The organism is Methanospirillum stamsii, from assembly GCF_003173335.1.
GTDB classification, from domain to species: domain Archaea; phylum Halobacteriota; class Methanomicrobia; order Methanomicrobiales; family Methanospirillaceae; genus Methanospirillum; species Methanospirillum stamsii.
On the sequence record NZ_QGMZ01000019.1, the window covers coordinates 24,527 to 51,144 of the forward strand.

Below are 26,618 nucleotides of genomic sequence, written 5' to 3' on the forward strand. Positions count from 1 at the left end.
AAGATAGATAAAGGATAGTGTATATGCTTGAGATTGAGATAAAAGTCAGAGTTTCCAATATTGAAGAGATTAAAGCAAATATAATGAAAATTGGAGGCAGACATTCAGAAACCGTAACAGAAGAAGACATGTATTATAATGCCCCTCATCGTGATTTTGGAATAACCGATGAAGCTCTCCGGGTCAGAAGTGCCGGAGGAAAAACGATTCTCACGTACAAAGGACCGAAAAATACCCTGAAAGGATCTAAAATCAGAGAAGAACATAACCTTCACCTTGACGATGCAAAGACCTTTGACACCATCCTTAAAAACCTTGGATTCAGAGAGGTTGCAAGAGTCAGAAAACTCCGTGAATACTACACATACCAGGACTTCTCAATAGCCCTTGATAACGTAGAGGAACTCGGAGAATTTGTAGAGATTGAACTCATCACTGAAAACAATGCAGAACTTGCAGCCACACGAGTAGATACTCTTGCGGAAAAATTGGGAGTAAACGGAGAGCGCTTAAGCATCTCCTACTTAGAACTCCTCCTTTCTACACATTAAGTAACTTTACTTCAATGTCTTTGGCATCTTCACCAAAGTGAATCATAGCACAGTTACCCATGGCAGCCGGGCCAGGGTTGACCACTTTTATACCATTTTCTTCAACAATTCCACGTTGTTCATGAACATGGGCACAACAGACAAGGTCAAACTGATCTATGTATTTCAGAATGCTTGCACTTCCCACATGATTGCCACCAATCTCGTCCAGGTATCCCTGAGGAGGCGCATGGGAAATGAGAACATTATGAATACTCTTCTGCATCCGTCCCATTGAAATTTTCATCAGATCATCGATCTGTTTATCAGTCATTTCAAATGGAGTTTCAAACGGTGTGGGGTTGGATCCACCGATCCCAACCAGAGATATCCGGCCCAGGTTCATGCAAGAACCATGAAGGTTAACACTGCTGCTCTGTTCAAGAGCATCAATGACCTCCTTTGGATCACAATTTCCGGGAACCGAGAAACTCGGGATATCGATCCGGGAAAAACAGGTCTCAACATCCTTTGCAGTTCCCATATTGGTGATATCCCCTGCGATGAAGACGACATCGGGCGCTAATTCCATGAAGGATTCAAGCATCCCGTATTCTCCGTGCAGATCTGCAAGCAGGAGCGCTTTCAACATACGTTATTACTTGGAAATTTTGCTAAAAAATCTTATCTCAGGGTTGTTCCATGATCCGGTTAATCGGCCGGATAATGCAAGGGATCCAAGAGCTGATACTACCTCCGGGATCAGATCACGGGACTTACCCCCTTCCAGAGGGGTCCCGGGAAGAGGAAAAAACCGGTGGGCATGCACATACCCGATCCTGGATACCTCACGACAGAACTGAACCGTCTCCATCATCTCTTCATCGGTTTCGTCAGGAAACCCGACGATTATATCAACAACCGGAGTAAGACCCCCGTCAATACAGCAGTCAATTGCATTCCATACCTCACGGCACCCATGACCCCGGTGTATCTTTGTAAGAGTAGACCCGGCTCCGGACTGAACGCCAATGTGCAGTTTTGAGTTCGCACAATACGACGTGATGAGATAAACTGCTTCTTCATTAACAAATTCGGGTCTGATTTCACCAGGAAATGTTCCAAGATATATCCTTTTATCAGGTATTCGGGAAAGTTCCCGGATAAGTTTCTGAATATGCCGAAGGTCCGGATGAATACCGTCAGTCCCATAGGCCAGTGCATTCGGACTTAAAAACCGGATATCCCGGAATGATTTTGCATGAGATAGAATAGAAGAAATACTCCTGTGTCTCATGCGATGACCAAAAATCCTGGGAGTCTGACAGTATGTACATCCAAAGGGACAGCCGCGTGATATCTCGATGTAACCCTTATACTCTCCAAAAGAGCGAAAACCATCCAGAAATACCGAATGATCTACCGGGATAAAACCATCTTTCGTAGCAACACCCGGTGGAGGAGGTAGCCCGGCCTTTATGCACTCGAGTAAACGCAAAGCAGTATACTCTCCTTCGCCAACCACCACATAATCCGCAATAGAAACGAGTTCTTCCCACTTCGCACAGGCATGAGGCCCCCCTACAATCGTAATGGAATCTGCATCCCGGATCTCATCTTCGTATACCATACCGGTTATCGAATTCAGACTGTAGAGCGTCACATCCTTTTGCGGTTTATCTGTAAGCCCGAGATGATATCCGGCCTGTTCTAACGCCGCATGAATACAGGCCATGCTGTTTCGCTGACTGGGAATATCTCGCCAGAAAATCTTCATGATAAAATAAAAATCAGAAAAGATCAGAAGACAGTTGCTTCAGTATATACCTTCACTGAATCCTGGTATATCTCAAAAGGCTTGACTTCGCGGGAATGCTGGGACATACGCATCTTTGCCACTTCAATTGCCAGGTGAACATCAGAAACATCATTTCCTCTGGCATATTTCAGGATGATAACCGTATCACTCAGATATTCTATGAGATTATATTTGCTGGAGAAGGGATTTGTTTTATCAGCTTCACTAATGAGCAAAGAAGTACAGTTTAAATCACGAAGACCCTCCAGGAACCGCATCATCTCCCGTCTTCTCGTTGCATCATCCTGAAAAAGATCCTCAAAGAGAGAGACCGGATCAATTACAACCCGGTGTGCCCCTGTTTTCTTGATAAGTGTAGGGAGTTCATTTTTTACACTATTAATGGCCAGATTAAAATCCGAAGGATCAAGATTTACAATAGTAAAACTGGAATCAAGATACTGAGAAATATCCCACCCCTTATTTTCCATGTATCCGGTTATTCGGGAAGTCCGTTCCTCAAGAGTAATATATAGAGCATTCTGACCAAGGAGCAAACCCTGCCATATAAAATACAGAGCAAAGTTCGTTTTCCCGGTTCCATATGCACCGATAATTGAAGATACGGTGCCTTCAATAAGACCTCCGGAGAGCATCTCATCAAGACCTTTAATGCCAAAATTAAACCGGGGAACCGTCATAAGCGGGATTTTCATATTACCACCCTGATATTACTAACTTCAAAACCGCGCTCCGGAGTAATTTTTACTGCAAATTTCACAAGATCGCGGTCTTCGAGGTGTATCATGACCCCTCGGAATTTCTCAATATACAAAACCCGCTGCCTTTTAGCGCTGGAAGACTCCTCCCATTTAAAGTGGATAACTGCATCCATCGCATCAGCAACTTCAATCTCCTGGTATTGATTTAAAATTCCTTTTGTCAGCATTAAATAAAATGTTGTATTCCATTTTTTCGAAACACGCTGCATTCCCCTGAGATACGCAGATAAATCAGGCCATTTGCCTGCAGCAATATATTGTGTTGCAATTTCAGTCAGAGAATCAATGATAACCATACTCTGATGATTCACCTCATCCAGAGTGTAAGAAAGCGTAGTAAGGAGATTATCGTGGATTTTGCGGCGCGCCGTCATGCGTTCTATGATATCGTCATACTCCGAATACCATCCTATCGGAACCAGACTGGTATCAAAATAAATATCAGAAAGATCATCAAAAATTATCTTATCGATGTCAGATAGAAGATCATTGTGAAAGGAAAGAGAGATCTCACGGATAATAGACTCTTTTCTCTTCGTGACCGTGATATATCGTATCTCTTTTGGAATCATCACCTTTCCGTTCGGATTGTCCTTCCCCATCATGTGAGACAGATGAATCATGGAGGTATATGCAAACTCATTCTTGCCAGATCCAATGTCCCCCTTCAGTAACACCACAGAGCCCGGAGGAATACCTCCATCAAAAACCGGATCAAGCGTTGATAACCCGGTTGGCATATGTTGTTCAATTTTTATTCCGGCCATTATTCGAAGATCCGATTACCACTATTTCATCAGAACTCATAAATTAATTCTTTGGAATGGAGATTAAGAAAAACTCAATTTTTATTATACTTACACCTTTTTGCAATTGAATGGTAAATGCAAAATCTTACAGATATCCTATGTAATTGTGATTATTTTTATGCTATGATAGCATATGATATTTTTACGTGGTGCCTGGGGAACACCATTTTAATACCTATGTGTCTGGTGGTTTGTTATGGGGGATGCCAAAATAAGTGATGATAGTAACGTTCCAAATAAAAAAAGTCGTTCAATTAAGATCAAAGTTCCCAGGTTCAGCCTTGGAAAATCTGCCCCCAAGGATAAAACAGATATTCAGAAGAAATCCATTCAGCTTCCTTTTTTAAAAGGTCCTGGAATCAGGAAAGTCCCTCATGTTGAACTTGAAAAGAAGGAAGTTACTGAAAACCAGGATAAAACGGCTGAAAAAGGATCCGGAATTACCAGGATTAAACTTCCTGTTTTAAACAAAGAAGAAGAGATCACTGCCAGAGAAAAGGATCTTCAGCAAACTTTTAAAACCGAAAAAGAGAGTGTCGACCCGGGATTTGAAAGAAAACTTTTAAGGAAACTTAGTGTTACCCAGAAAAGAGGATTTGAAACCTATGATATGGAAAAGCACAGGAGCCTTTTAGAGATAAAACTTCCCTATCCCTATGAATCTAAACAGGAATACTGGGTTGATCCAGGCCTTGCAAAAATAATTATTGCTAACAATCTAAAATCAAGATTAACAGAATATCTTCTTTTTGAACCCGAACTTACTCCTTTTGAGTATGAATTATTAGAGAGGATTCACGAGGATTTACGGGATGTCCTCATCCTTACTGATGAAGAACTAGGTATCGAGAGGAAAAAACTCCTTATCTCCAAGGTAATAGATCTTATCGATTATTATGGAATACAACTAGATAAAAAGTCATTATTTAAGATTGAATATTACCTGATACGAAACTACCTTGGATGGGGAAGAATCAATGCACTCATGATTGATCCACTCATCGAGGATATCTCATGTGATGGTGACAATGTCCCGATATTCCTGTTTCACCGGAAGGAACAGAATATTAAAACCAATATTTCATTTGATACGAATTCGTTAATTTCACTCGCGATCACCCTGGCCCAGAGATCCGGAAAACACATCTCATCTGCAAATCCCATTGTTGATGCGACGATGCCTGACGGTTCGCGTCTGCAGCTGACATTCGGAACCGAAGTGACATCCCGGGGAACATCATTTACCATTCGTAAATTCAGGGAAACCCCATTTACTCCTGTAGACCTGATGGACCTGCATACCTTTAACGTCGAAATGCTGGTCTACTTCTGGCTTTCCATTGAAAACAACAAAAGCCTTGTTTTTATCGGGGGCACTGCATCTGGAAAAACAACATCGCTTAATGCCGTCTCACTTTTTATTCCTCCCCTGGCCAAGGTAATATCCATTGAAGACACGAGGGAAGTGACTCTCTTTCATGATAACTGGATTGCCAGTATCACAAGAGAGATAGTAGCCGAAGGAGGAGGAACCCAGGTAGACATGTTCATGCTCCTGAAAGCTGCAATGCGTCAGAGACCCGAGTATATTCTGGTCGGAGAAGTCCGGGGTCATGAAGCACAGACATTATTCCAGGCAATGAATACCGGACATACAACCTTTTCCACAATGCATGCAGGAAGCGTTGATGCAGCAATTCACCGGCTTGAAAATGAACCTCTGAATGTTCCAAGAAATATGCTCCAGGCCCTGAACATCATGAGCATCCAGAAACAGATCCAGATGGGACCTGACCGTGTCAGACGATGCGATGAAATTGTCGAGATTGCAGGTATTGATCCGGCTACCGGAAATATCATGGTCAATACAGTTTTTGAATATGATCCGGTCGGCGATGACTTTTCTTACACCGGCAGATCCCAGGTGCTTGGAGAGATTGCAGCATTTCATGGATGGGGTCCGGAAAAACTGGTTGAAGAGATGGACAGAAGGAAAAAGGTTCTTTCTGCAATTTGGGACCAGAATATCAGGGATTACATGACTTTTACCAAAGTAATCCAGGCATATTACATTGACAAAGATAATGTCATTAACAATCTTGATGATCTTTCCATAATTGTAGCATGATTGCCGGAAAATTTGTTAAACGGATGGTTTTCCGTAACCCGGATAAATACCACAATCTTCACAAAGACTTAATTGGTATCAGATCCGGACTGACCCTGGAACAGTTTTTAAACCAGGCAATACTCGTTTCTATCGGGGTCGGTATTTTTTGCGGGATTATTGGATTTATCACTGGCTTTGCTCTTTTTTCTCTGGACCTTGGACTAAAACCTGAACTCTATAATGTCCTGAACATCTCCTTTGATCCGGATACCGGCGGACTTCCCATAATTATCATGGTCCAGGTACTCCTGGCCATTATCCTTTTTATCCTCGGAACATTTCTGACATATGTAATATACACCAACATACCTGCTTTATCCAAAAAAACCCGTGAGACAAAGATTACTATCGGTCTTCCAAATGCAGTCTCATATATGTACGCCATGAGAAAGGGTGGTGCCGAAATGATTACCATTCTTCGCTCAATATCAGAAATGTCGGCAATTTATGGAGAAATCTCTTATGAATTCAGACAGGCAGTACGAGATGCAGACTTTTTTGGATATGATATAATAAATGCGCTCAAAATGGTTGGTGAAACAACACCAAGCAGGAAACTTCGCGATTTTCTTCAGGATCTCATCTCAACGGTAGAAAGCGGAGGAAACCTTGCACAATTTTTACAGGACAGAGTTTTCATCCTCCAGGAAGAGGCGAAATTTGAACAGAAACAATTTCTTCAGTTTCTGGGTCTGGTCGCAGAGATATATGTGACAATCTTTATTGCAGGGCCCCTCTTTCTCATCGTCATCCTTGTTGTCATGGGAATGATGGGATCATCAGCAATACTTGAATTATCGCTGATCGGATATCTGGTCCTCCCAATCGGTGCTACCATTTTTATTCTCATGATTGATACCATCTCCATAAAAGACGAGAATATTGTCAGATATGTGAAGGCAAAATGGCTCAACCAGTATACCGATGTCCGGATTACAGAAACCGGAGGTGAAGAACATCTCTTTACCGCTATAGCAAGGTTTGACAAGATAAAACCATTAAAACGCTGGCTTGCAAATCCTATCCAGGGATTTGTTCAGTACCCGGAATTATCGTTTTTTATCACCGTGCCAATCGCTCTGGCTTATGTAATTTTTATCTTTCTGACTATTCCGGCCGGAACATTGGAAGACAACATCAATTACATCGACGACCAGTTGATGGTTGCCCTGCTTATTACCCTCATTCCTTTTGCGGTCTTCTATACCCGCTGGAACCAGAAGATAAGATCTTTAGAATCAATGATTCCGGATTTTCTTGATCGTATGGCAGGTATTAATGAAGTCGGGATAACCCTGACCCAGTCAATCTCAGTTATCGCAAGGGCAAACATGGGTATCCTGGGATATGAAATTAACCGGATTCATCGGGATATTGAGTGGGGTGCAAATTTCTCCGATGCTCTTATCAGGTTCGAACACCGGGTAAGAACAGCACTCATTGCAAGAACCGTCACCCTGATAACACGGGCAGCAACGATGAGCAGTTCCATCGCTTCATTACTCAGGATAGCAGCAAATGATGCCCGAATGTCTGAAAACTTGCGTAGAGACCGATTTTCAGAGATGTTTATCTATACTGCTATTGTATACCTTTCATTTTTTGTCTTCATCTTCGTGATAGGGGTAATTAATACCCAGTTTCTCACAGTTCTGGCTGCGCAAAGCAAAGAAGGATTATCAATGGCCGGGCCTCTTTCAAATCTTGGTGCAACTTCTCTCATTACAATGGACAGATTACTCTATCATATCTGCCTTATCCAGGGACTTTGTTCAGGTCTGATGGCAGGACTTATGGGCGAATCATCAATAAAAGCGGGTGTAAAGCACAGTTGCATCTTGATTATCGGTGCATTAATAGCCTTTAACTTCATGTTCTAAAAAACAGAATCAAAAATTTTCGATGGTATTATTGATATTGTGCAACAGAAGAGGCCATATTAGAACGACGCCATTCCCTAAACCGAAGGCGGGTATCCCATATTAATTCCCGAAGACCGCTTTCAGATGAATCCAGCAGATCGGAAAGGGGCTTTGTGGCCCTTTGATCATTCATTTCATATAACAGAACAGCAACCCACGCCCGGCGATTCAGAGGTCCACGATATAAAAGGGGAATAAGAATCTCTATTGTCTGAGGTCCCAGTTTAAGGATTTCAGCTGCCGCCTGCATGGCCTGCATCGGATCATCAAGGTTGGAAAGATATTCAGAGATATCATGAGGTTTAAGAGAAACCTGCTCTGCAGACCATCCCTGTCTGTCACCAGTTACCGGCGTAGGATCTTTTTGGTATTCAGCCAGTTCACTTTCTGCCAGGAGTCGGGTCAGGTGAGTATTTTCTGTATCCAGACGCATAATCCGGGATGCCAGCGCTGAATTCTCGGATTCCTTCCCGGCCAGTTTCGCAGATAAACTTTGAATCTGGCGATACAATGCATGAACCGGTTCTTCTTTATCTTCCCGGATGGTTTTTTCGAGCAAAATCAGTCGTGAACGGATTCTCTCCAGCTCTGAACGAAGAGCTTCATTGTTACCACTGATAAGAGAGATATGCCGGTCCCTTTCTGCAAGATCCCGGGATTTAGATTCCAAATGCTCTTTCCATTCTTCCATCCCCTTAATATGTTCCTCATGAAGATGCGCAATCTCATCCCGGTATTCCTGTTCACGCTGGTTTTTCTGTTCGATTGTATGGGTAAGTCCGGTGAGATCAGATTGCAAGTCCTGAATTTCTAAAGAGAGTCTGGATATTTCATGTGCAGCAGCATCTTCCCGTTCTTCTGCCTGATTGATGAGGAGGAGCTCCTTCTGCTGCAATTCATCAATTGTTAATTCCAGAGAGGAGATCTTTTCATCATTTTCACGTATTATCGTACCGATATCAGCTTCAAGTGTTGTCCGGACATGTTCTGCCCTGGAAATTTCCTCATCCTTCTCTTCAATAATCCCGGATAATTCTAATATACGATCTTCAAGTCTTCCCCTGAGATCTTCCATTTGATCCCGGAGTTTATCACCTTCCCTGACCTTTTCTGCTAAATCAGTCTGATAATGCTCATTCTCCTGAATAAGATCAGATATCCGGGATTCAAGACTGAAACGAAGGGCATCCATATCCGCCCTTAATGTATCAATCTCCTGACTCTTTGTGGATATATCATTCAGGTGTTGCTCAATACTCTCACGCAAACTATTGTTTTCCCTTTGAAGTTCAGAAATTAGTTCAAGATTCTTTGTATTTGTTTCATTAATCCGGGAGTTTTCAGTCTCCAGACTCGTAATTTTTACATCCCGTTCTGAAATGATGTCAGCACTGGTTTTTTCTAAGGAAGAGATCTGATTCTGGAGATTCCCGATAACATTCTCCATCTTTTCAGATTTTTGGGCAAAATCAGATTCAATCTTTATCCGTTCTCTATGTTCCAGGTCAAGGATATCATTCAGTTCCTCAAGGATTTTTTTCTGTTTTATCTGCTCTTTTATGGTATCCTGTTCTAACGCTATCTTATTTTTTAATTCATTTGCAAGTGCCCGCAGTTCTGAATCCTTTCGTTCAATCTCGTCTTTTAAAGTGGATATTTGTTTAGAATAGTGTATTGAAAGATTCTTATATTCCGTTTCACTTTTTTCCCGTTCATTTACTATTTCAGCCTGAAATTCGGAAATTTTTTCCTTTGTAAACTCCGATTCCTCAATTAGCTGCAGCTGAAAACGACGGTTTTTCTCTTCCAGCTCTAACAGAGTCTGATTCTTTCTGGCAATCTCACCATCATATTTTTCGATTATTTCCTCCAGATGTGAAATTTTTCCGGAAAAATCTAATTCAATCTGTTCTTTAACCTTTTCTAACTCATCACGTTCTTTTTTTGACTCCCTTATCTGCGCCTCAAACTTTTTTTCTGATTTGGCGGCGTTGTCCTGAACTTTTTTTATCTTTTTATTCAAATCTGATATTTTATCTTCAAACTGGTGAATGATTACATCAGATTCATGTTCCAGCCGGGTTATTATTGCAACCAGTTCTTCGTTCTTTTTTTGTAATGATACCAGTTCATTCAGAATAGATTCCGCTAAATCCATACAGCCCCCCACAAGCTCATGGAATGATCTCTGTTTATAGTACCTTCTTCATCAGGCTGATAAATGATTCCATAAAAAAAAGCCAGTACATGTCTTATTTCAAAGCCTGAATAAAAGAAAAGTGTCATGAGTTATTTATCAAAAAAAATTTATGCGCGAATATCAGAGGTTAAACCGGGACATAGACTCAGATACCTGCTCTGCAATCCCTGAAACCTTGTCAACAATATATTTTAACTCCTTAACTGATACGGAGGTATCATTAATTGCCGATGCAGAATCAACCGCTTCTTTTGCAGTATCCTTTAGCATTGCTGAAACTTCATGCATACTACTGGTGATCTCTTCTACTGCTGCGGCCTGTTCTTCATTCATACTTGCGACCTGTTCAATGTTTTGGGATATTTCCTCAACTGAACCGGCCATTTTTCCAAAAATTGCAAGAGTATCCGATAGAAGAACATTTCCATCACGGACAGCAACAGTTGCTCCACTTACTGCGTCCGCTGCTTTTTGAGATTGTTTCTGAAGGCCTCCAATCATATCTGTTATCTTTTCTGCGGACTGCCGGGACTCCAGAGCAAGTGCTTTCACTTCCGAGGCAACCACTGCAAATCCCCTGCCCATCTCACCCGCCCGTGCAGCTTCAATAGCTGCATTGAGTGCAAGCAGATTGGTCTGGTTCGCAATATCGGTAATCACCCTGACTATCTCATCAATCTTTTTCATTTCACCCTGGATATCTCCAATCAGGCGATCTGCCTCCTCTGCACTGGTGGTAATATGACCCATCCCTTCTTCTGCTTTTTTAGCAAATTCAGAGCCCTCTCTTGCCATCCGGGTGCCTTCATGTGCAAGCCGTGATACAGATTCCGCCTTTTGAGAGACATCGCCCACAGTGACAGACAAATCTTCCATTGCCCGGAGAACCTGTCTGACTCCGGCATCACTCTGCTCAGTGTTTTCAGATACTGCGGATGAATTTTTGGCGACCTGTTCAGAATTGCTCGCAACTTCAATAACGCTAGCATTGGCTTTCTCTGCATTTACGGATAAATCGACAATCTCCTGGTTGATTATCCGGAATGCATCATTCACCTGTAATCCGGTAGTATTAAGAGAATCTTTTAGCCGTTTCCATTCTCCTCTTACCTTTATAGAATCATCAAACCGTGCTGAAAAGTCATATGAAGCAAACTGCCCGGAAATTCGAACCGCTTCCTGTAATGGGACCTTTACCCCATGGACAATATCCCGGACCTGATTGGTGAAGTTTCCAAAAATTCCTATGTTATCTGGAATAGAAATCTCTTCATCCATTTTTCCTTCGAGTATACAATTGGAGACAAGAGAAAGAGTATGGGATACTTTGGATATATCATCCCTTATCACATTGAATGATTTATAAAGGGTCTGTGCGGATGTTTCAAGGGATTCAAAATTGCCTTCCCGCTTTGGCGGTTCTAATACAGTCGTAGAATCTCCCCTTGAAAGCCGGTCACAGGCATCTCCAAAGGCTTTTAAATAGACGGAACAGGTATGTTCAATCGCTTCTGCATCAGCAGCTTTTTGTTCATAATCACGACTGATGGTGCGTATCTTTTCCTGGCAGGTATCAAGAACAGAGTTGAAGGCACGTGCGAGATCTTCATTCCCGTCAGAACGGGTTGAGGATGCAATCCGTACATCAAAATTTCCCTTTTTTAACTCTTCTATCGCGGAAAAGATCTCTTTTGACAACTCCATACCTCATCCCCTTAATTAATCCTACCATTATCTCATCCCGACAACTTATTAAATATGTAGGAACCGCCCTTTTTAAAAAAACGCAACCGTTATAACTGCATTATTTAAATCGCCTTTGAATTCTAATCCGGATTAAAACAATAACAAATATACTCATGACTGTCCACTTAAGTAATGAACCATCAATGAGAGGAGGGTTGGATGAAAATTGAGGTCTTGAAGGATATCAGACTTGCAGAAGAAGACTACAAAAAGATGATTTCAGAGGCACAGGAAAAGCGCAAAACAATTACTACCAGTGCCGAACTCGAAGCAGACAACATGATTCAGAAGGCTCATGCAGATGCGGAAGAGTTCAAAAAACAGCGGATTGCAGATGCACGGAAAGAGGCTGATAACCGGTATCAGCGGATTGTCAGTGATGGAAAGGCTGAAGCAATGGCTCTGGAAAACAAGGGGCGGCAAAATCTGCCTAAGGCAGTAGACCTGCTCGTATCTCGATTCCGGGAGCAGCTTAATGTTTCAACCTGAGTCAATGAGCAGACTGCTCATTGTCGCATCAAAACAGCAACTCGAGCCAGTCATTACTGAACTATATCGCATGAACATCTTCCATATCGACGATTATGTAGAGAAGGGAGATGGAGAATGGGAAGGGTTCAGGATTGGAATGCCTCTTGCCGGGGCAGATGTAACATCCGCGGCACTTGTGAAGATTCGATCAATTGCCAGTGCATTTGGTATCAGTAAAGATACGATTAGTGATACAGAACGCTCTTCAATCAAAGAACTAAAACGACGCATTGAACAGGATCTTCCTGCCATCGCCGAAGAAGTTGAAAAACTCCTTTCTCATAAGACAAAACTTGAGTCTACGGCCAAGGAGTATGAACAGCGTATCGAAGCACTTCGTCCGTTTACTGACGCTCCTGTGTCAATGGAACTTCTGCAGGGTTATGATACCATCAGTTTCATTGCCGGAAATGTGAAAGGTCAGGTTAGTCTGTCAGTTCCCTGTGAAATATGGGAAAAACAGTCAAAATCAGGATCTTTCGTTATTATCGCAGTGAAAAACTCAGATGTTTCAACGGCAGAGAGAGAACTGCTTGATTTCCAGATACAAAAAATTCAGATTCCGGTAGAAAACGGCTCAGCTTCCCAGGTAATTGGAGAATATGAGCAGAAGATCGAGGAACTGAAGAAAGAAATCGCAGGTCTCGAAGGTCAGATGGAAAATATCCGGGGAAGACATGAATTTTTCCTGATGTCATCAGAAGAATTTTTGTCAGGAAATGTTGAGCAGGCTGAAGCACCACTTCGATTTGCTACATCAGAACATGCATTTTCAGTAACCGGATGGGTTCCGACAAGTAAAGTTACCAAAGTCTTTGAAAACCTGGACAAGGTCTGTGCAGGAAAAGTGTATGTCTCCGAACTCGAAGTCGAGGACTACAATGAAATGCCACCGGTTGAATATCACAACCCGGACTTTGCACACCCTACCCAGTTATTCATGGACCTGTATTCACGGCCCAGATATTCCGAAGTTGATCCTACACTTTTAATGGCAATCTTATATCCGATAATGTTCGGTTTGATCCTTGGAGATGTAGGGTACGGTATTATTCTGCTCATCATGAGCCTGGGTCTCAGGTCATTTGTAAAAGGCAGCGATGCCGGAAACCAGTTGGTTACCGTTCTTCGTAACTGCAGTATCAGTAGTATCATCTTTGGTGTTGCATTTTCAGAAGTATTCGGATTTTCACTTCCATGGCATCCGATATGGCTTTCGCGTCATATTAACATGGGTGGTGCTGCTACAGAGGCAGCAGCAGAAGCAGCAACTCATGGGATGGAAGCGTCTGTTGAACATGTTTCCCATATCCCGCAATTACTTGTTCTTTCGATCTGGATTGGAATTTTACACATCACTCTTGGAAGAATCTGGGGTGCCCGGAATGCCGCAAAAATGGACCACGGTCACCACAGAACCCTGAAGATTTATTCTAACATTGGATGGATCCTTGTTATGTGGGGTATTCTCGTCCTTATCTGGTCGAACTTTGGCATACCGATGATGCCGGACTTTTCCGGACTTCCGGTAATTGTAGCGGGAATGAATCCTGCAATGATTGCCGGTGCAGTCATGCTGATTTTAGGACTTGTATTTATTGCCCGGGAAAATGTTCTTGACCTTATGGAGGTTCCGACGATTATCAGTCACGTACTTTCATATACGCGTCTTATTGCCGTCGGTCTTTCTTCCGTTGCAATCGCAATGGTTACCAACTTTATCGCAATTGATATGATAATCAGCCCCCAGCTGAAGCTCTTATCACCTATAGGGATTATCCTGGTCATTGCAGGAATTGTAGTCTTCCTCTTTGGTCATGCACTGAATACCGCACTTGGTATTCTCGGTGGTGGATTACATCCCCTTCGTCTTCACTATGTAGAGTTCTTCACCAAGTTTTACCGTGGTGGAGGTAAGAAATACACCCCATTCGGGATGATTCGTAAATTAACTGAACAAACAGATTAAAAGAGAAATTATTGGAGTTTGAATTATGGCAGCAGAAATTATGACAGTTGAAGTAGCACAGGCATCAGCAGCAGGACTTAAAGCAGTCGGTGCAGGTCTCGCAGTAGGCCTTGCAGGTATTGGTTCCGGACTTGGTGAGATGGGTATCGGTGCAGCAGCAATGGGAGCAGTCGCAGAAAACAAGGATATGTTCGGTCTTGCACTGCTCTTTACCGTTCTGCCGGAAACAATCGTCATCTTTGGTCTTGTTGTGGCACTCCTTCTCATGTTCCAGTGAGTGAGGAAAGGAACATGGGACTGGACGCAGTCATTGCAGAGATAAAGGAAAAAGGACGACAAGAGGCGGACACCATTCTACAGGAAGGTTCCGCACGGAAAGATGAGATAATGAATGCTGCAAGCCAGGAAGTTGGAAAAATCCAGCAGACGGTTAAGGATGAAGTGGAGAAAAACCTCTCCCACATCATCTCCCAGGAAGAGGCTGCAGCACATCTCATCGTAAAACGCCAGGTACTGAACGCCCAGAAGGATTTAATGGACCAGGTTTACAAGCAGTCGCTTGAAAAAATCATTTCCATGCCAGAATCCTTCCACGAGAAGGCAATCACTTCCCTGCTCAGAAAAGCAAAGGAAGAGATCCCAAAGGGAAAGGTAAGCTGTGCGGCCCGTGATGAGAAAATCCTCAAGAATGTCCTGAAAGAATCTGAATTCTCTGCATATAAATTCGGTTCTGTCATCGAAACCGACGGAGGAATCATCGTTGAAAGCGATGACGGACAACTGCAGGTCGATTACAGTTATCGTACATTCCTGAATCAGGTTTGGGAATTAGGATTAAAGGACGCATCAGACGCTCTCTTCGCATAAACACAGGGGTTTAAAAAATGGTTCAGAACAGTGGCGGCCCGGCTCCGTATATCTATGTAAGTACACGGTTACGGGTCAGGAAAGCCAAACTGCTCCCCCCTGAAGAATATCAGCGGATGCTCAACATGAGCCTTCCGGAGATTATTCGTCTGATTGGAGAGACAGAATACCAGAAAGAAGTCGATGAACTTGGAACTTCATTTGAAGGTATCGATCTGATAGAAGTCGCTCTTTCCTGGAATCTTGCCAAAGAATATCAGCGGGTTATCGAACTGGCTCCCGGATCCCTCAAGGAATTTACCATGGCATACCTTCGCCGGTGGGATATCTACAATGTCCTGACCATCCTTCGTGGGAAAATGCAGGGAATGAAAGAAGGTAAGATTAAAGAAGTACTCATTCCTGCAGGAAGCCTTGACCGAACCATCCTTGACCGGGTACTGGCAGAAGAAAACTGTGAACGTGTTGCTGATGCTCTGAAAAACTGGAAGATGTATCCCACCATCTCTGCGGAACTCTCCGAGGGATGTGCTATCGGATCATTTGCACGGCTTGAAAATGAGCTTTACAAGCGTTTATATGCAGATCTTCTCCAGATTGCCCGCAGAGGCGTTAAGGGAGGAAACCAGTTTCTGAAATTTGTCCAACTGGAGATTGATGTCAAAAACATCAAGACGCTGTTTCGTATGAGGGGAGACGGATATGAAGAGGATGCACGTGAATTCTTCATCTCCGGCGCAACCTTTACCCCGGAAGAATTACAGCAGATGAACCAGATGGCAAACAGGAATGAGGTTATTGATGCCCTGCTCGCACGAATTAAGGCAAAAGCCCTCCAGGTTGCTCTTGAAGATTTGAGAACGGAAAAATCAGAACAGGAGGTCGACACGGAACTTACCAAGACCCAGCTCGACCACATGGAGCAGCTCTCCAAGATTAATCCATTCTCAATTCATCCCATCCTCGTCTATCTTGAAAAGAAGAAATACGAGGTTGTTAACCTGAGAGCAATAGCCCGTGGAAAAGAATCCCGACTGCCCGGTGAGACCATAGGAAAATATCTGGTGATATAAATGGAGATCGCGGTAATCGGTAACAGTGAATTCATCCTCGGGTTCAGACTTGCCGGAATTACGAAGACATACGCAGCTGAATCTGAAGAAAAAGTTGTTGAGTCCGTAAATAAGGTACTTGAAGATAATACAGTCGGAATTCTGGTACTCAACAGCAGCGATATGGCTAAGATTCCAGTACGACTCCGCACAAACCTCGAAAACTCAGTTCACCCGACGGTTATCACACTTGGTGAGGAGGAAGGCGGTCTGTCAATGCGTGAGAGAATTAAACGATCAGTGGGTGTTGATCTGTGGAAGTAAAACGAACCAAAGGGGTTTTAAAGAGAATTGCAGGACCTGTCGTCACTGCAGTCAATCTCGACGCACACATGTATGATGTGGTGAAGGTCGGGGATGAGCAGCTGATGGGTGAGGTTATCAAGATCAAGGGTGAGGACATCATCATCCAGGTCTATGAGGATACCTCAGGCATCAAGCCGGGTGAACCGGTAGAGAACACCGGTCTTTCGCTCTCAGTTGAGCTGGGACCAGGACTTCTGACTAGTATTTATGATGGTATTCAAAGACCACTCGAAGTACTGGTTGAGAAGATGGGAGATTTCATCGAGCGTGGAGTTACTGCTCCCGGCCTTTCCCACGACAAGAAGTGGGACTTTAAGCCGGTTGTAAAAACTGGTGATATGGTCTCTCCCGGAACAATCATCGGTGAAGTTCAGGAGACCAACATCCTGCATAAGGTAATGGTTCCTCCAAACGTTGAAGCAGGTAAGATAAAAGAGATCAAAAGCGGATCCTTCACCATCGATGATATCATCTGTACCCTTGACAACGGGGCAGAGATAGCCATGATGCACAAGTGGCCGGTACGTATCCCACGTCCGTTTACAGAAAAACTCAACCCGGACATCCCGCTAATCACCGGTCAGCGTATCCTTGACGGTCTGTTCCCGATTGCAAAAGGTGGAACGGCTGCAATTCCAGGACCATTCGGATCCGGAAAGACGGTTACCCAGCAGGCACTTGCAAAGTGGTCTGATGCTGAGATCGTCGTTTACATCGGGTGTGGAGAACGTGGAAACGAGATGACTGAAGTTCTGACCGAATTCCCCGAACTCGAAGACCCGAAGACCGGAAAGCCACTCATGGAACGGACAGTCCTTATCGCCAACACTTCAAACATGCCGGTAGCTGCCCGTGAGGCATCTGTGTATACTGGTATTACCATCGCGGAATACTTCCGTGACATGGGATACGACGTTTCCCTGATGGCCGACTCCACCTCCCGGTGGGCAGAAGCCATGCGTGAAATTTCATCCCGTCTTGAAGAGATGCCTGGTGAGGAAGGTTATCCTGCATACCTTGCAGCCCGTCTTTCAGAATTCTATGAGCGTGCAGGTCGTGTCCACACCCTGAACAAGGATTATGGATCAGTCACCGTCATCGGGGCAGTTTCACCACCTGGTGGAGACTTTTCAGAGCCGGTTACCCAGAACACCCTGCGTATCGTGAAATGTTTCTGGGCACTGGATGCAAAACTCTCTCAGAGACGTCACTTCCCGGCAATTAACTGGCTGAACTCATATTCACTGTACCTGGATACCTTAAGCCAGTACTACGATGAGAAGGTCTCTCCGGAGTGGAACCCGCTTCGTACCTGGGCCATGGAAGTCCTTCAGAAAGAAGCTGAACTCCAGGAAATTGTCCAGCTCGTCGGTTCTGATGCACTGCCTGATGAGGAGCAGATTACCATTGAAGTAGCACGTATGCTTCGTGAGATCTTCCTGCAGCAGAATGCATTTGACGCGGTTGATACCTATTGTGACATGACCAAGCAGTTTGACATCCTCAAGGCTATCAAGTTCTATTCCGACCAGGCCTACGCAGCACTGAAAACAGGTGTTATGACCGCTCAGATAACCGGTCTAAAAGCCAAAAATGACCTGCCACAGATCAAGTACGTCAAGGAGTATAAACCTGAGATCGAGGGCATTGTCAAGGCAATGGAATCTGAGTTTACCAAACTCAGGGAGGCGGCTTAGATGAAGGAGTATCGAACTATCTCACAGGTTGCAGGTCCTCTGGTGTTTGTCGAGAAGACTGAACCTGTTGGATACCAGGAACTCGTCAACCTCGTCCTTGCTGACGGAACAGAAAAGCGTGGTCAGGTCCTTGATACCTCTGACGAAATCGTTGTCGTTCAGGTGTTCGAGACCACTACCGGTATCGGAAAAGACACTGGTGTCCGGTTTACCGGCGAGACTATCAAGATGCCGGTCGGAAAGGACATGCTCGGTCGTATCCTCTCCGGTGCAGGAAAGCCAAAAGACGGCGGCCCGGACATTGTACCGGAGAAGCGTCTTGAGATCACTGGTGCTGCAATCAACCCCTGGGCACGTGGTTCACCACGCCAGTTTATCCAGACCGGTATCTCAACCATTGATCTGACAAACACCCTCGTTCGTGGACAGAAACTGCCAATCTTCTCCGGTTCAGGTCTTCCACACAACGAGATTGCACTGCAGATTGCCCGTCAGGCAAAGGTTCCAGGCTCTGATGAAGAGTTTGCAGTCGTGTTTGCTGCAATGGGTATCACCAAGGAAGAAGAAAACCAGTTCATGGCCGAGTTCGAGAGAACCGGTGCTCTTGAACACGCAGTGGTGTTCTTAAACCTTGCAGATGATCCGGCAGTTGAGCGTATCATTACCCCACGGCTTGCCCTGACAACCGCAGAATACCTGGCATTCGAACTTGGATACCATGTGCTGGTTATCCTGACCGATATGACCAACTACTGTGAAGCACTCCGTCAGATTGGTGCTGCCCGTGAAGAAGTGCCAGGACGTCGTGGATATCCGGGTTACATGTATACCGACCTTGCTTCCCTGTACGAGCGTGCAGGTATTATCAAGGGCAAAAAAGGTTCAGTTACCCAGCTCTCTATCCTGACTATGCCAGGTGACGATATCACACACCCAATCCCTGACCTTTCCGGATACATTACCGAAGGGCAGATTGTGGTTAACCGTGATCTTCACCGGAAGGGTATCTACCCACCGATCAACGTTCTGCCATCACTTTCCCGTCTGATGAACCTTGGTATCGGGAAAGGTTTCACCCGTGAAGACCACAAGAAAGTGTCTGACCAGCTCTATGCAGGATATGCAGAAGGTGTGGACCTCCGTGGACTTGTTGCAATCGTCGGTAAGGATGCTCTTTCAGAGCGTGACCGGGGATTCCTTGAGTTTGCAGAGATGTTTGAGAACCGGTTTGTCAGACAGGGTAAGGATGAGGACCGGACCATCGATGAGTCACTTGACCTTGGATGGGACCTGCTCAAAGACATTCCGGAAGAACAGCTTGTGCGTATAGACCGTGAACTTATCCAGAAGTATCATCCAAAATACCGCAAGAAGGCAGAGTGAGCCTCCATGGCACTGAAAGATGTCAAGCCGACACGGTCAGAACTGATCAACACCAAAAAGAAGATCAAACTCTCCCAGAACGGCTACAAGATCCTCAAAATGAAGCGCGACGGACTCATTATGGAGTTCTTCAAAGTGCTTGAGGAGGCAAAGGACTCCAGAGGTGCTCTGCTTGAAAGATACTCCCGTGCACAGGAGATGATGGCTATCGCAAACACCATTGAAGGTTCAATTGGTGTGAAGGCAGCCGCATTTTCTGTCCGGGAAAACCCGGATATCACCCTCAAGAGTAAAAATATCATGGGTGTTGTGGTTCCGGAGATTGCATCGACTCAGGTGAAAAAAGGTATTGCTGAACGTGGATACGGTGTTATCGGGACCACCCCGATCATTGATGATACGGCTTCAGCCTTTGAAGAACTGGTCGAAGCAATCATTAAAAGTGCAGAGATAGAGACCACCATGAAACGTCTGCTTGATGAGATTGAATCTACCAAGCGGCGTGTCAATGCTCTGGAGTTCAAGGTTATTCCGGAACTTTCCGAGGCACGGGACTTTATCAAGATGCGGCTTGATGAGATGGAGCGTGAAGAGTTATTCAGGCTCAAGAAGATCAAAGCCAGATCTACCGCATAATTTTTTTTCTGAAGAATTCAGGTTATTTTGGTTATTCACTCTTTTCGCTTTTCACTAGCGATTAATTTCACTGCATCACAGCGGAATTACGCATTACCATACTGAATCATATTTGTCATTCTGTTTCACTCTTTTTTCATGTAGTAATTGCCTCTTATCTATGTATCAACCTCAAAAGCGAAATAAAAAATTCAACAACTGTTAGATAATTGGGCAAAATCAACCACATGATTCATTAAGGCTTGTTTCGAGTTTATGATAGTAATTAAAGATAATAAAATCATATAATCAACACGTAAAGAGTATACGCAGTTGAATCTCATGAACTCAAATGATTGTTTTAAACACACAAACGAAAAAAATGGTGAATTAATAAGAATATTGACAGAATTAAAAAAAAATTACCAGGCATTTCAAGAGAAATATCATATCAAGGAGATCAGTATTATAGGTTCATATGCCAGGGGAGAACAGACCGAAGATAGTGACCTTGACATCATGGTTGATTTTATCAAACCAATCGGATGGGAAGTCGTGGATCTCAGAGATGACCTGGAAAAACTCCTTGGCAAAAAAGTTGATCTTATTTTAAAGGCCGGAGTTGTGCAACGAAAACAACTCTATTCCGGAATATTAGAGGATGCAGTATATGTCAAAGCGTGATATCAAACTGATACTTGATGACATAATTGTGGCATCAGAAAGAATATCCGAATATATTGGCAAATACTCGAAAGAAGAATTTTCAGGGGATCAAAAAACAATTGATGCTGTTATCAGGAACATTGAGATAATTGGGGAGGCAGTAACCCAAATTCCATAAGAAATTCGAAGAGAATTTCCAGAAATTCCTTGGTCCAAAATTGTCGGAGTAAGGAATATAGTGATTCATAGATATTTTGGGGTTGACATCGAGACATTATGGATCATAATTAAGGAACAGATTCCAAGACTCAAAGAGCAGGTTTCTGCGATAACTAGAAATTATTAATTTTCAAATAAAAGAAGATAACATTCGCTAATTTATAAAAAATTCAAAACCACTGTTTTCACATAAAAATGAGTTTTTTCTACAAATATTGAGAATCCTGATATCCATTTTTCTATAAAACCCTCCATTTCGACTAACAATGGATTAACGTTTAAGGTGGGTTTTTAACGATGATCTCAGGTTAAAGCATTCATCATATTATTAAGAAAAAACCATAAAGTTATTTTCCATTCAGTTAAGACCGCGAGACCCCATATGCCATTGCCCATCAGAATCATTTCCTGAGCCATAGAATCATGATCTCATGATATTTAAGATAAATCTCGTTTTGTTCATATGGGCGACCATTACCCGATATTTAATTAAAATACGGCATATTTATCGATAAAAAATCGAATGCCCATAGAAAAGTATGGATGTATTACTGAAAAACTACAGTCCTTTATAAGTGTATTCTCGAAAAGTCGGAAAAACCGCCCATAATTACAAATATCTATCAATATAGATCACCCAAAAATGTTTGAATAGTAAGATTTTACCATAGCAGGAGAAAATTAAAGGGAAATGTTATCCTTCTCTTTACCACCAATAAACCAGACTTTGGCAGATTTTTTAACAAATAAAAAGAATAGTGACACAACCTTATAATGATTAACTAACTTTACAGATATGGGGCGTGGATACCTGCAAAGGGACCCGATACTCTCAATATTAAGGCAGAATTAGAGATACATGCATATTAGGAGAATATATGGATCAAAAAGAGATTATTACTTCTCTTAAACGATAGAAAAGTGAGATCCATAAAAAATATCAGGTGAAACAGATTGTCTTGTTTGGCTCTTTTGCGAGAGGAGATGAAAAAAAAATAGTGATATTGACATTTATCCAGAATTCGAACCTAAGCAGATATTCTGGATCTATCCGGACTATCAATTGAACTTGAGGAAATGTTTCACCGTTCAATTGATATTGCAACCCCATATGGAATTCGGGAAGAAATGAAAAACTCAATATTTCGTGATCTTATCGTAATATGAGAAATATTCGATTTTTTCTAGAGGATATGCACGAAGCTCTTAATAAGATGATTGAAATTATAAAGGGACTTCAAATTGATGATTTTTTTGATAACAGGGCCACTAATTACAATTCTGCCTTTTGATAAAAGAAATATTTTTTTCATTCACATAACATGGTCATGATCCAACAATCCAGGAGTCAATATTCCGTGTCTTCGGGTTGAAAATTATCCCTATCTCGATTATCTTCCGGGAATCTTTCCGATATTTCTCTGCATAGCCACGGTTTTGTATCTGCTTAAGAGGATTTTGAATCCCGGTTTTTTCAGGTAGACCTACCTTAAACTCAAATATCCAGATAAAATCAGATGTTTTAACCGTAAGATCAATCCGGCCCCTGTTTGTTGTATCTTCGGGAATTACCTCAAACCCAAGACTTGCCATAAGTGAATACACCAGGCCGGACCAGTATCCCTCGAACTTTGACAAGGAATTATTCCTATACCAATCATGGGGAATCGAAGCAAAAAAAGCCTGAAGCTTGTGATGCAATCCGTCAATATCACCTAAAATCAGTATCTTTCGAATATCCAGGTTTGAAAGAGGTTCATTATCCGTTTTCAGGAGCGAAAGAATGCTCCTGTTGAATGATTCTTTCACCTCCCGGTTTGGAAATCCAAGAGTATACCAGGTACCCTCTTCCGGATTGCTCCTCCATGATGTGATCGTAAGATACCCTGCCTGGAAGAGAAGGGTTTCAAGACGGATATGATCAGGATCAAATGATCCCAGCAGGTCATCACTCGCAATAAGGCCCTCATATTCAGCCGGAACTCTCGGATTTGCCTGCCATAAACTGATTAGAAATGAAGGGGTTCCGGTTTCGAACCAATAGGGTTTAAAAAGACCTGAATCAAAATACAGAAGAATATCAAAGGGATTGTACACCGACTCACCGGTCCAGGAATACCCATCATACCATTCACGAACCAATTCAGAGTTTTTTTCTGCGTACCATGATGAGAAGTTCTTTCGGAGATCTTCCTTTGTATATCCACAAATAGACGAATACCTGCTATCAAGAGTAATATCCTTGAGATTATTCAACCCGGAGAATATGCCTGTTCTGACAAATTTCGACACCCCGGTTAGAAAAACAAACCGGATATGAGAATCTAGAGGTTTTATGACACCATAAAAATCCCGAAGAATATCACGCATTTCAGCCGCTTTTGATGGATGATTAAGGACATCGAGGATTGGTTTGTCATATTCATCAACCAGGATGACTACCTGCTGGCCGGTTTGTGCATGAATGTGCCTTACTATTGCAGCAAAACGACCCCCGGGTGATGACTCATGAGGGAAACATTTCCACTCCCGGGCCCATGATGTAAGAAATTCATCTATTCCTGCTTTAAGCTCATCTCCGGATCGGGGAGACGAGAATGACCAGTCAATCTTCAGGACAGGATTCTTACGGTTCCAGTCCCAGGCAGCAATAGGGGTATCCAGGAACAATCCTGAGAATAAATCACGACGTCCCAAAAAAGCACAATGCAATGTGTCAATCAGAAGACTCTTGCCAAATCGACGGGGACGGGAAAGAAAATAATATTTTCCTGACTGGATTAGTGAATGTAAGAGCGGTGTTTTATCAACATAAACATACCCACCGGTTCTCATTTCAACAAAAGACTGGATACCGATGGGAAGTTTCAGATTTGACATTCTCGTATTAATTATTGCTCCGGTTTTATGTAAAATTTAGTATTTGCAATACATTCTTTCAAAAATTTCTAACTAAAATTCTCACCGGGCAATCGATCTGTTTAAACCATATCATGACAGGAATTAATGTACTTCCAGCTTCTATGTCGCTGTGATTACTCATATAGAACTCATTAACCGGGGAAATCTATGGGAACATATTCAAACATAAAAGGTCTATCAGATGTCGATGTTTCTGGAAAAACAGTCCTTCTTCGGGTTGATTTTAACTCACCCATTGACCCGATCACCGGCGCTATACTCGATGACAAACGATTCCGGGAGCACCTCTATACCATAAAGGCACTTAACGGGGCAAAAACCATCATTGTTACACACCAGAGCAGACCGGGAAAAAAGGATTTTACCTCCCTTGTTTCACATGCCCAAAGATTATCAGAACTGCTTGGAAAAGAGATCAAATTTGTAGATGACATCTTTGGTTCGAATGCGCAGGATGTCGTGAAAAAGGCACAAATCGGTGATGTCATTCTGCTTGAAAATGTCAGGTTCAATGCAGAGGAGAACCTGAAACTCTCCGGAGAAGATTCGGCTAAAACCGTTCTTATAAAAAATCTTGCCCGAATGGGAGATATATTCATTAATGATGCATTTGGAACCGCTCATCGCTCACAACCAACCATCGTGGGACTTCCGGAGGTTCTTCCTGCGATTGCAGGCCTTCTTATGGAACGGGAAGTTGAAAACCTTTCCAAGGTTTTTACCGGAGCACCCCGTCCTGTAACATTTATCCTCGGGGGGACAAAAGTTGACGATTCCATTGATGTAGCCCGCCATGTATTAATGAATGGGATCGCTGATTATGTCCTTGCCGTTGGTGTCGTTGCCAACATCTTCCTTGCTGCCAGAGACTTTTCTATTGGAAAACCCTCCATGGACCTCATTGAACAACTGGGCTATACCGGACAGATTGATATTGCCCGTGACATTTACTCGCGATTTAAGGAAAAGATTGTCATGCCGGAAGATGTCGCTATCCGGAAAGACGGGAAGCGTGTTGAAGTCGCAATCCAGGATATGCCAGATGACTGTCCCATTCTTGATATCAGTGCAGCAGGTCTTATTCCCTGTCTCGAAATAATAAAAAAATCTCACACAGTTGTCCTGAATGGACCTGCAGGGCTTTTTGAAGAAGAAGAATTTTCCCAAGGTACCATTGAAATAATTAAAGCAGCATCAGAAGCAGAATTTTCAGTAGTAGGTGGCGGTCATACCGCAGCAGCAATAGAGAAAATGGGATATGACTCCCGTTTTACCCATATTTCTACCGGAGGAGGAGCCTGTATTGAATTTTTAACCGGTAAAAAACTTCCGGCCATTGCTGCTCTTGAAAAAAGTTCTCAAAGATTTGCCTGATAACAGGTATCAAAAAGCAAACTTATTTTTCTCTGCTGCTGACTTTTCTGCAGCATATACCTATGACAGGAGATTTGATACAGCTGAACCATATTGCTCTTTATGTTACCAACCTCGAGCGAAGTATCCGGTTTTATGAGGATATTCTGCATATGCAGGCTTTTGGTCCGGTCCATCTCGGATCGATATCCACCAGCGGGCAACTTATCGGAAAGGCAGTATCAGGTGGTCACGGACTTTTAAAAGGAATAATTGGTGGCATCTCATCCAGAGCAGTTAAAGACCAGTATACGGATATTGCTCTTCTTTCATCCACTGGCTCCGGATATGATATTCTCCTTATCCAGGAACGGCATCCTGATTCAGATAATACAAAATCAGTTGATGGGAAGACGATATTCGGATTTTCATGTACACTCTCACCATCTGTTGATATGGAAATTCTTGGATGGGATCTTCATCAGGCAGAGGCAAATTTTGAATGGGGAGATCCCGGACTTGATGGAACGGTATTTACAGAGGATGCTCAGTATCACTCACTCTATGTCAAGGACCCGGAGGGAAGGATTATTGAATTAAAGCCGGACACAGAAAATACAAAAACTGGGGGTTTTATCACCAGTCTTGACTCAATAATCCTTCATGTGACCTATCCGGATATCAGTAAAAAGTACTACCTTGAAGAATTACACTTCCGGATTGATTCGGATTCAGGCAATAAAATTACAGGAAAACGAATTATTTCGCTAACTAACCAGTCAGGGAAAAGATGCGTAACCCTCTATGGTCTGACAACACCGGATGGAAATCCTGTGCAGACTGGAGGATATGGACTGGATCATTTTGCCCTCTCCGGTTTGGAGGAGAAGGGAGAGAAAAATTATCCTGGACTGGATTTAAAAATGGATCCGGATACCTTGCAGGAAAAAACAAATTCTTCCTATATCCATGATAGCGATGGATACTGGATTGAATGCTGCCAATATCAGGAATAATCGTT

At 43.0% G+C, this 26,618-nt stretch carries 22 protein-coding genes and 1 pseudogene; 16 read left to right on the forward strand and 7 right to left on the reverse strand.

What is annotated here, in order from left to right:
* Positions 1-23: 23 nt before the first annotated feature.
* On the forward strand, positions 24-551 hold the full coding sequence (cyaB, locus tag DLD82_RS10575) for a class IV adenylate cyclase (RefSeq protein WP_109941094.1): 528 nt from the start codon (positions 24-26) through the stop codon (positions 549-551).
* Here cyaB and DLD82_RS10580 read toward each other — a convergent pair.
* Genes DLD82_RS10580 through DLD82_RS10595 form a run of 4 tightly spaced genes read right to left on the reverse strand, consistent with a single transcriptional unit; the run spans position 541 to position 3,877 of the window.
* Positions 541-1,182 (reverse strand): metallophosphoesterase family protein, encoded by a 642-nt coding sequence (locus tag DLD82_RS10580; protein WP_109941095.1) that lies wholly within the window; start codon positions 1,180-1,182, stop codon positions 541-543. The genes cyaB and DLD82_RS10580 overlap by 11 nt on opposite strands.
* Before the next feature lie 6 nt (positions 1,183-1,188).
* Entirely contained in the window at positions 1,189-2,307 is a 1,119-nt protein-coding gene (locus DLD82_RS10585; RefSeq protein ID WP_109941096.1) for a TIGR04013 family B12-binding domain/radical SAM domain-containing protein, read from the reverse strand.
* Positions 2,308-2,330: 23 nt separating this feature from the next.
* On the reverse strand, positions 2,331-3,044 hold the full coding sequence (locus DLD82_RS10590) for a KaiC domain-containing protein (RefSeq protein WP_109941097.1): 714 nt from the start codon (positions 3,042-3,044) through the stop codon (positions 2,331-2,333).
* Positions 3,041-3,877: an RAD55 family ATPase gene (locus tag DLD82_RS10595; RefSeq protein WP_109941098.1), complete on the reverse strand. Its 837-nt coding sequence runs from the start codon at positions 3,875-3,877 to the stop codon at positions 3,041-3,043. The genes DLD82_RS10590 and DLD82_RS10595 overlap by 4 nt, the downstream gene beginning before the upstream one ends.
* Before the next feature lie 238 nt (positions 3,878-4,115).
* Between DLD82_RS10595 and DLD82_RS10600 the strand changes: the two genes are divergently transcribed.
* Together DLD82_RS10600 and DLD82_RS10605 are read left to right on the forward strand one after the other, a co-directional pair.
* A complete protein-coding gene (locus DLD82_RS10600; protein ID WP_109941099.1) occupies positions 4,116-6,047 on the forward strand; it encodes a type II/IV secretion system ATPase subunit in 1,932 nt (643 codons plus the stop codon).
* Between the two features lie 23 nt (positions 6,048-6,070).
* Positions 6,071-7,969 carry a type II secretion system F family protein gene (locus tag DLD82_RS10605; protein ID WP_245920419.1) on the forward strand — a complete coding sequence of 633 codons (1,899 nt, stop codon included), beginning with the start codon at positions 6,071-6,073 and terminating at the stop codon, positions 7,967-7,969.
* A 28-nt stretch (positions 7,970-7,997) separates the two neighbouring features.
* Here DLD82_RS10605 and DLD82_RS10610 read toward each other — a convergent pair whose 3' ends face one another.
* Entirely contained in the window at positions 7,998-10,169 is a 2,172-nt protein-coding gene (locus DLD82_RS10610) for a coiled-coil domain-containing protein (RefSeq protein WP_109941101.1), read from the reverse strand.
* A 162-nt stretch (positions 10,170-10,331) separates the two neighbouring features.
* Complete coding sequence (locus tag DLD82_RS10615; RefSeq protein WP_109941102.1) at positions 10,332-11,915, reverse strand: methyl-accepting chemotaxis protein; 1,584 nt, start codon at positions 11,913-11,915, stop codon at positions 10,332-10,334.
* 201 nt (positions 11,916-12,116) lie between these two features.
* Between DLD82_RS10615 and DLD82_RS10620 the strand changes: the two genes are divergently transcribed.
* From DLD82_RS10620 to DLD82_RS10670, 11 genes and pseudogenes are all read left to right on the forward strand, one after another.
* Positions 12,117-12,446: a V-type ATP synthase subunit E family protein gene (locus DLD82_RS10620; protein WP_109941103.1), complete on the forward strand. Its 330-nt coding sequence runs from the start codon at positions 12,117-12,119 to the stop codon at positions 12,444-12,446.
* Positions 12,433-14,457: a V-type ATP synthase subunit I gene (locus tag DLD82_RS10625; RefSeq protein WP_109941104.1), complete on the forward strand. Its 2,025-nt coding sequence runs from the start codon at positions 12,433-12,435 to the stop codon at positions 14,455-14,457. Before DLD82_RS10620 ends, DLD82_RS10625 begins: the two co-directional genes overlap by 14 nt.
* Before the next feature lie 25 nt (positions 14,458-14,482).
* A complete protein-coding gene (locus DLD82_RS10630; protein WP_109941105.1) occupies positions 14,483-14,734 on the forward strand; it encodes an ATPase in 252 nt (83 codons plus the stop codon).
* A 14-nt stretch (positions 14,735-14,748) separates the two neighbouring features.
* Positions 14,749-15,324: a V-type ATP synthase subunit E family protein gene (locus DLD82_RS10635; RefSeq protein WP_109941106.1), complete on the forward strand. Its 576-nt coding sequence runs from the start codon at positions 14,749-14,751 to the stop codon at positions 15,322-15,324.
* 17 nt (positions 15,325-15,341) lie between these two features.
* Complete coding sequence (locus DLD82_RS10640) at positions 15,342-16,397, forward strand: V-type ATP synthase subunit C (RefSeq protein WP_109941107.1); 1,056 nt, start codon at positions 15,342-15,344, stop codon at positions 16,395-16,397.
* Positions 16,398-16,700: a V-type ATP synthase subunit F gene (locus tag DLD82_RS10645; protein WP_109941108.1), complete on the forward strand. Its 303-nt coding sequence runs from the start codon at positions 16,398-16,400 to the stop codon at positions 16,698-16,700.
* Complete coding sequence (locus DLD82_RS10650; RefSeq protein WP_109941109.1) at positions 16,691-18,439, forward strand: ATP synthase subunit A; 1,749 nt, start codon at positions 16,691-16,693, stop codon at positions 18,437-18,439. The genes DLD82_RS10645 and DLD82_RS10650 overlap by 10 nt, the downstream gene beginning before the upstream one ends.
* Positions 18,440-19,822, forward strand: coding sequence for a V-type ATP synthase subunit B (locus tag DLD82_RS10655; RefSeq protein ID WP_109941110.1), 1,383 nt, complete (start codon positions 18,440-18,442; stop codon positions 19,820-19,822).
* A gap of 6 nt (positions 19,823-19,828) precedes the next feature.
* Positions 19,829-20,458: a V-type ATP synthase subunit D gene (locus DLD82_RS10660; protein WP_109941111.1), complete on the forward strand. Its 630-nt coding sequence runs from the start codon at positions 19,829-19,831 to the stop codon at positions 20,456-20,458.
* A gap of 381 nt (positions 20,459-20,839) precedes the next feature.
* Positions 20,840-21,121 carry a nucleotidyltransferase family protein gene (locus DLD82_RS10665; protein WP_245920420.1) on the forward strand — a complete coding sequence of 94 codons (282 nt, stop codon included), beginning with the start codon at positions 20,840-20,842 and terminating at the stop codon, positions 21,119-21,121.
* A pseudogene (locus tag DLD82_RS10670) lies at positions 21,108-21,449 on the forward strand (HepT-like ribonuclease domain-containing protein). Before DLD82_RS10665 ends, DLD82_RS10670 begins: the two are co-directional and overlap by 14 nt.
* Before the next feature lie 1,199 nt (positions 21,450-22,648).
* On the opposite strand, the gene DLD82_RS10675 reads toward DLD82_RS10670, so the two are convergent.
* Positions 22,649-24,202: an ATP-binding protein gene (locus DLD82_RS10675; RefSeq protein ID WP_109941113.1), complete on the reverse strand. Its 1,554-nt coding sequence runs from the start codon at positions 24,200-24,202 to the stop codon at positions 22,649-22,651.
* Positions 24,203-24,391: 189 nt separating this feature from the next.
* On the opposite strand from DLD82_RS10675, the gene DLD82_RS10680 reads away from it, so the two are divergent.
* Both DLD82_RS10680 and DLD82_RS10685 read left to right on the forward strand, forming a co-directional pair.
* Positions 24,392-25,618 (forward strand): phosphoglycerate kinase, encoded by a 1,227-nt coding sequence (locus DLD82_RS10680; RefSeq protein ID WP_109941114.1) that lies wholly within the window; start codon positions 24,392-24,394, stop codon positions 25,616-25,618.
* Between the two features lie 74 nt (positions 25,619-25,692).
* On the forward strand, positions 25,693-26,613 hold the full coding sequence (locus DLD82_RS10685) for a VOC family protein (protein ID WP_181391373.1): 921 nt from the start codon (positions 25,693-25,695) through the stop codon (positions 26,611-26,613).
* Positions 26,614-26,618 lie beyond the last annotated feature (5 nt).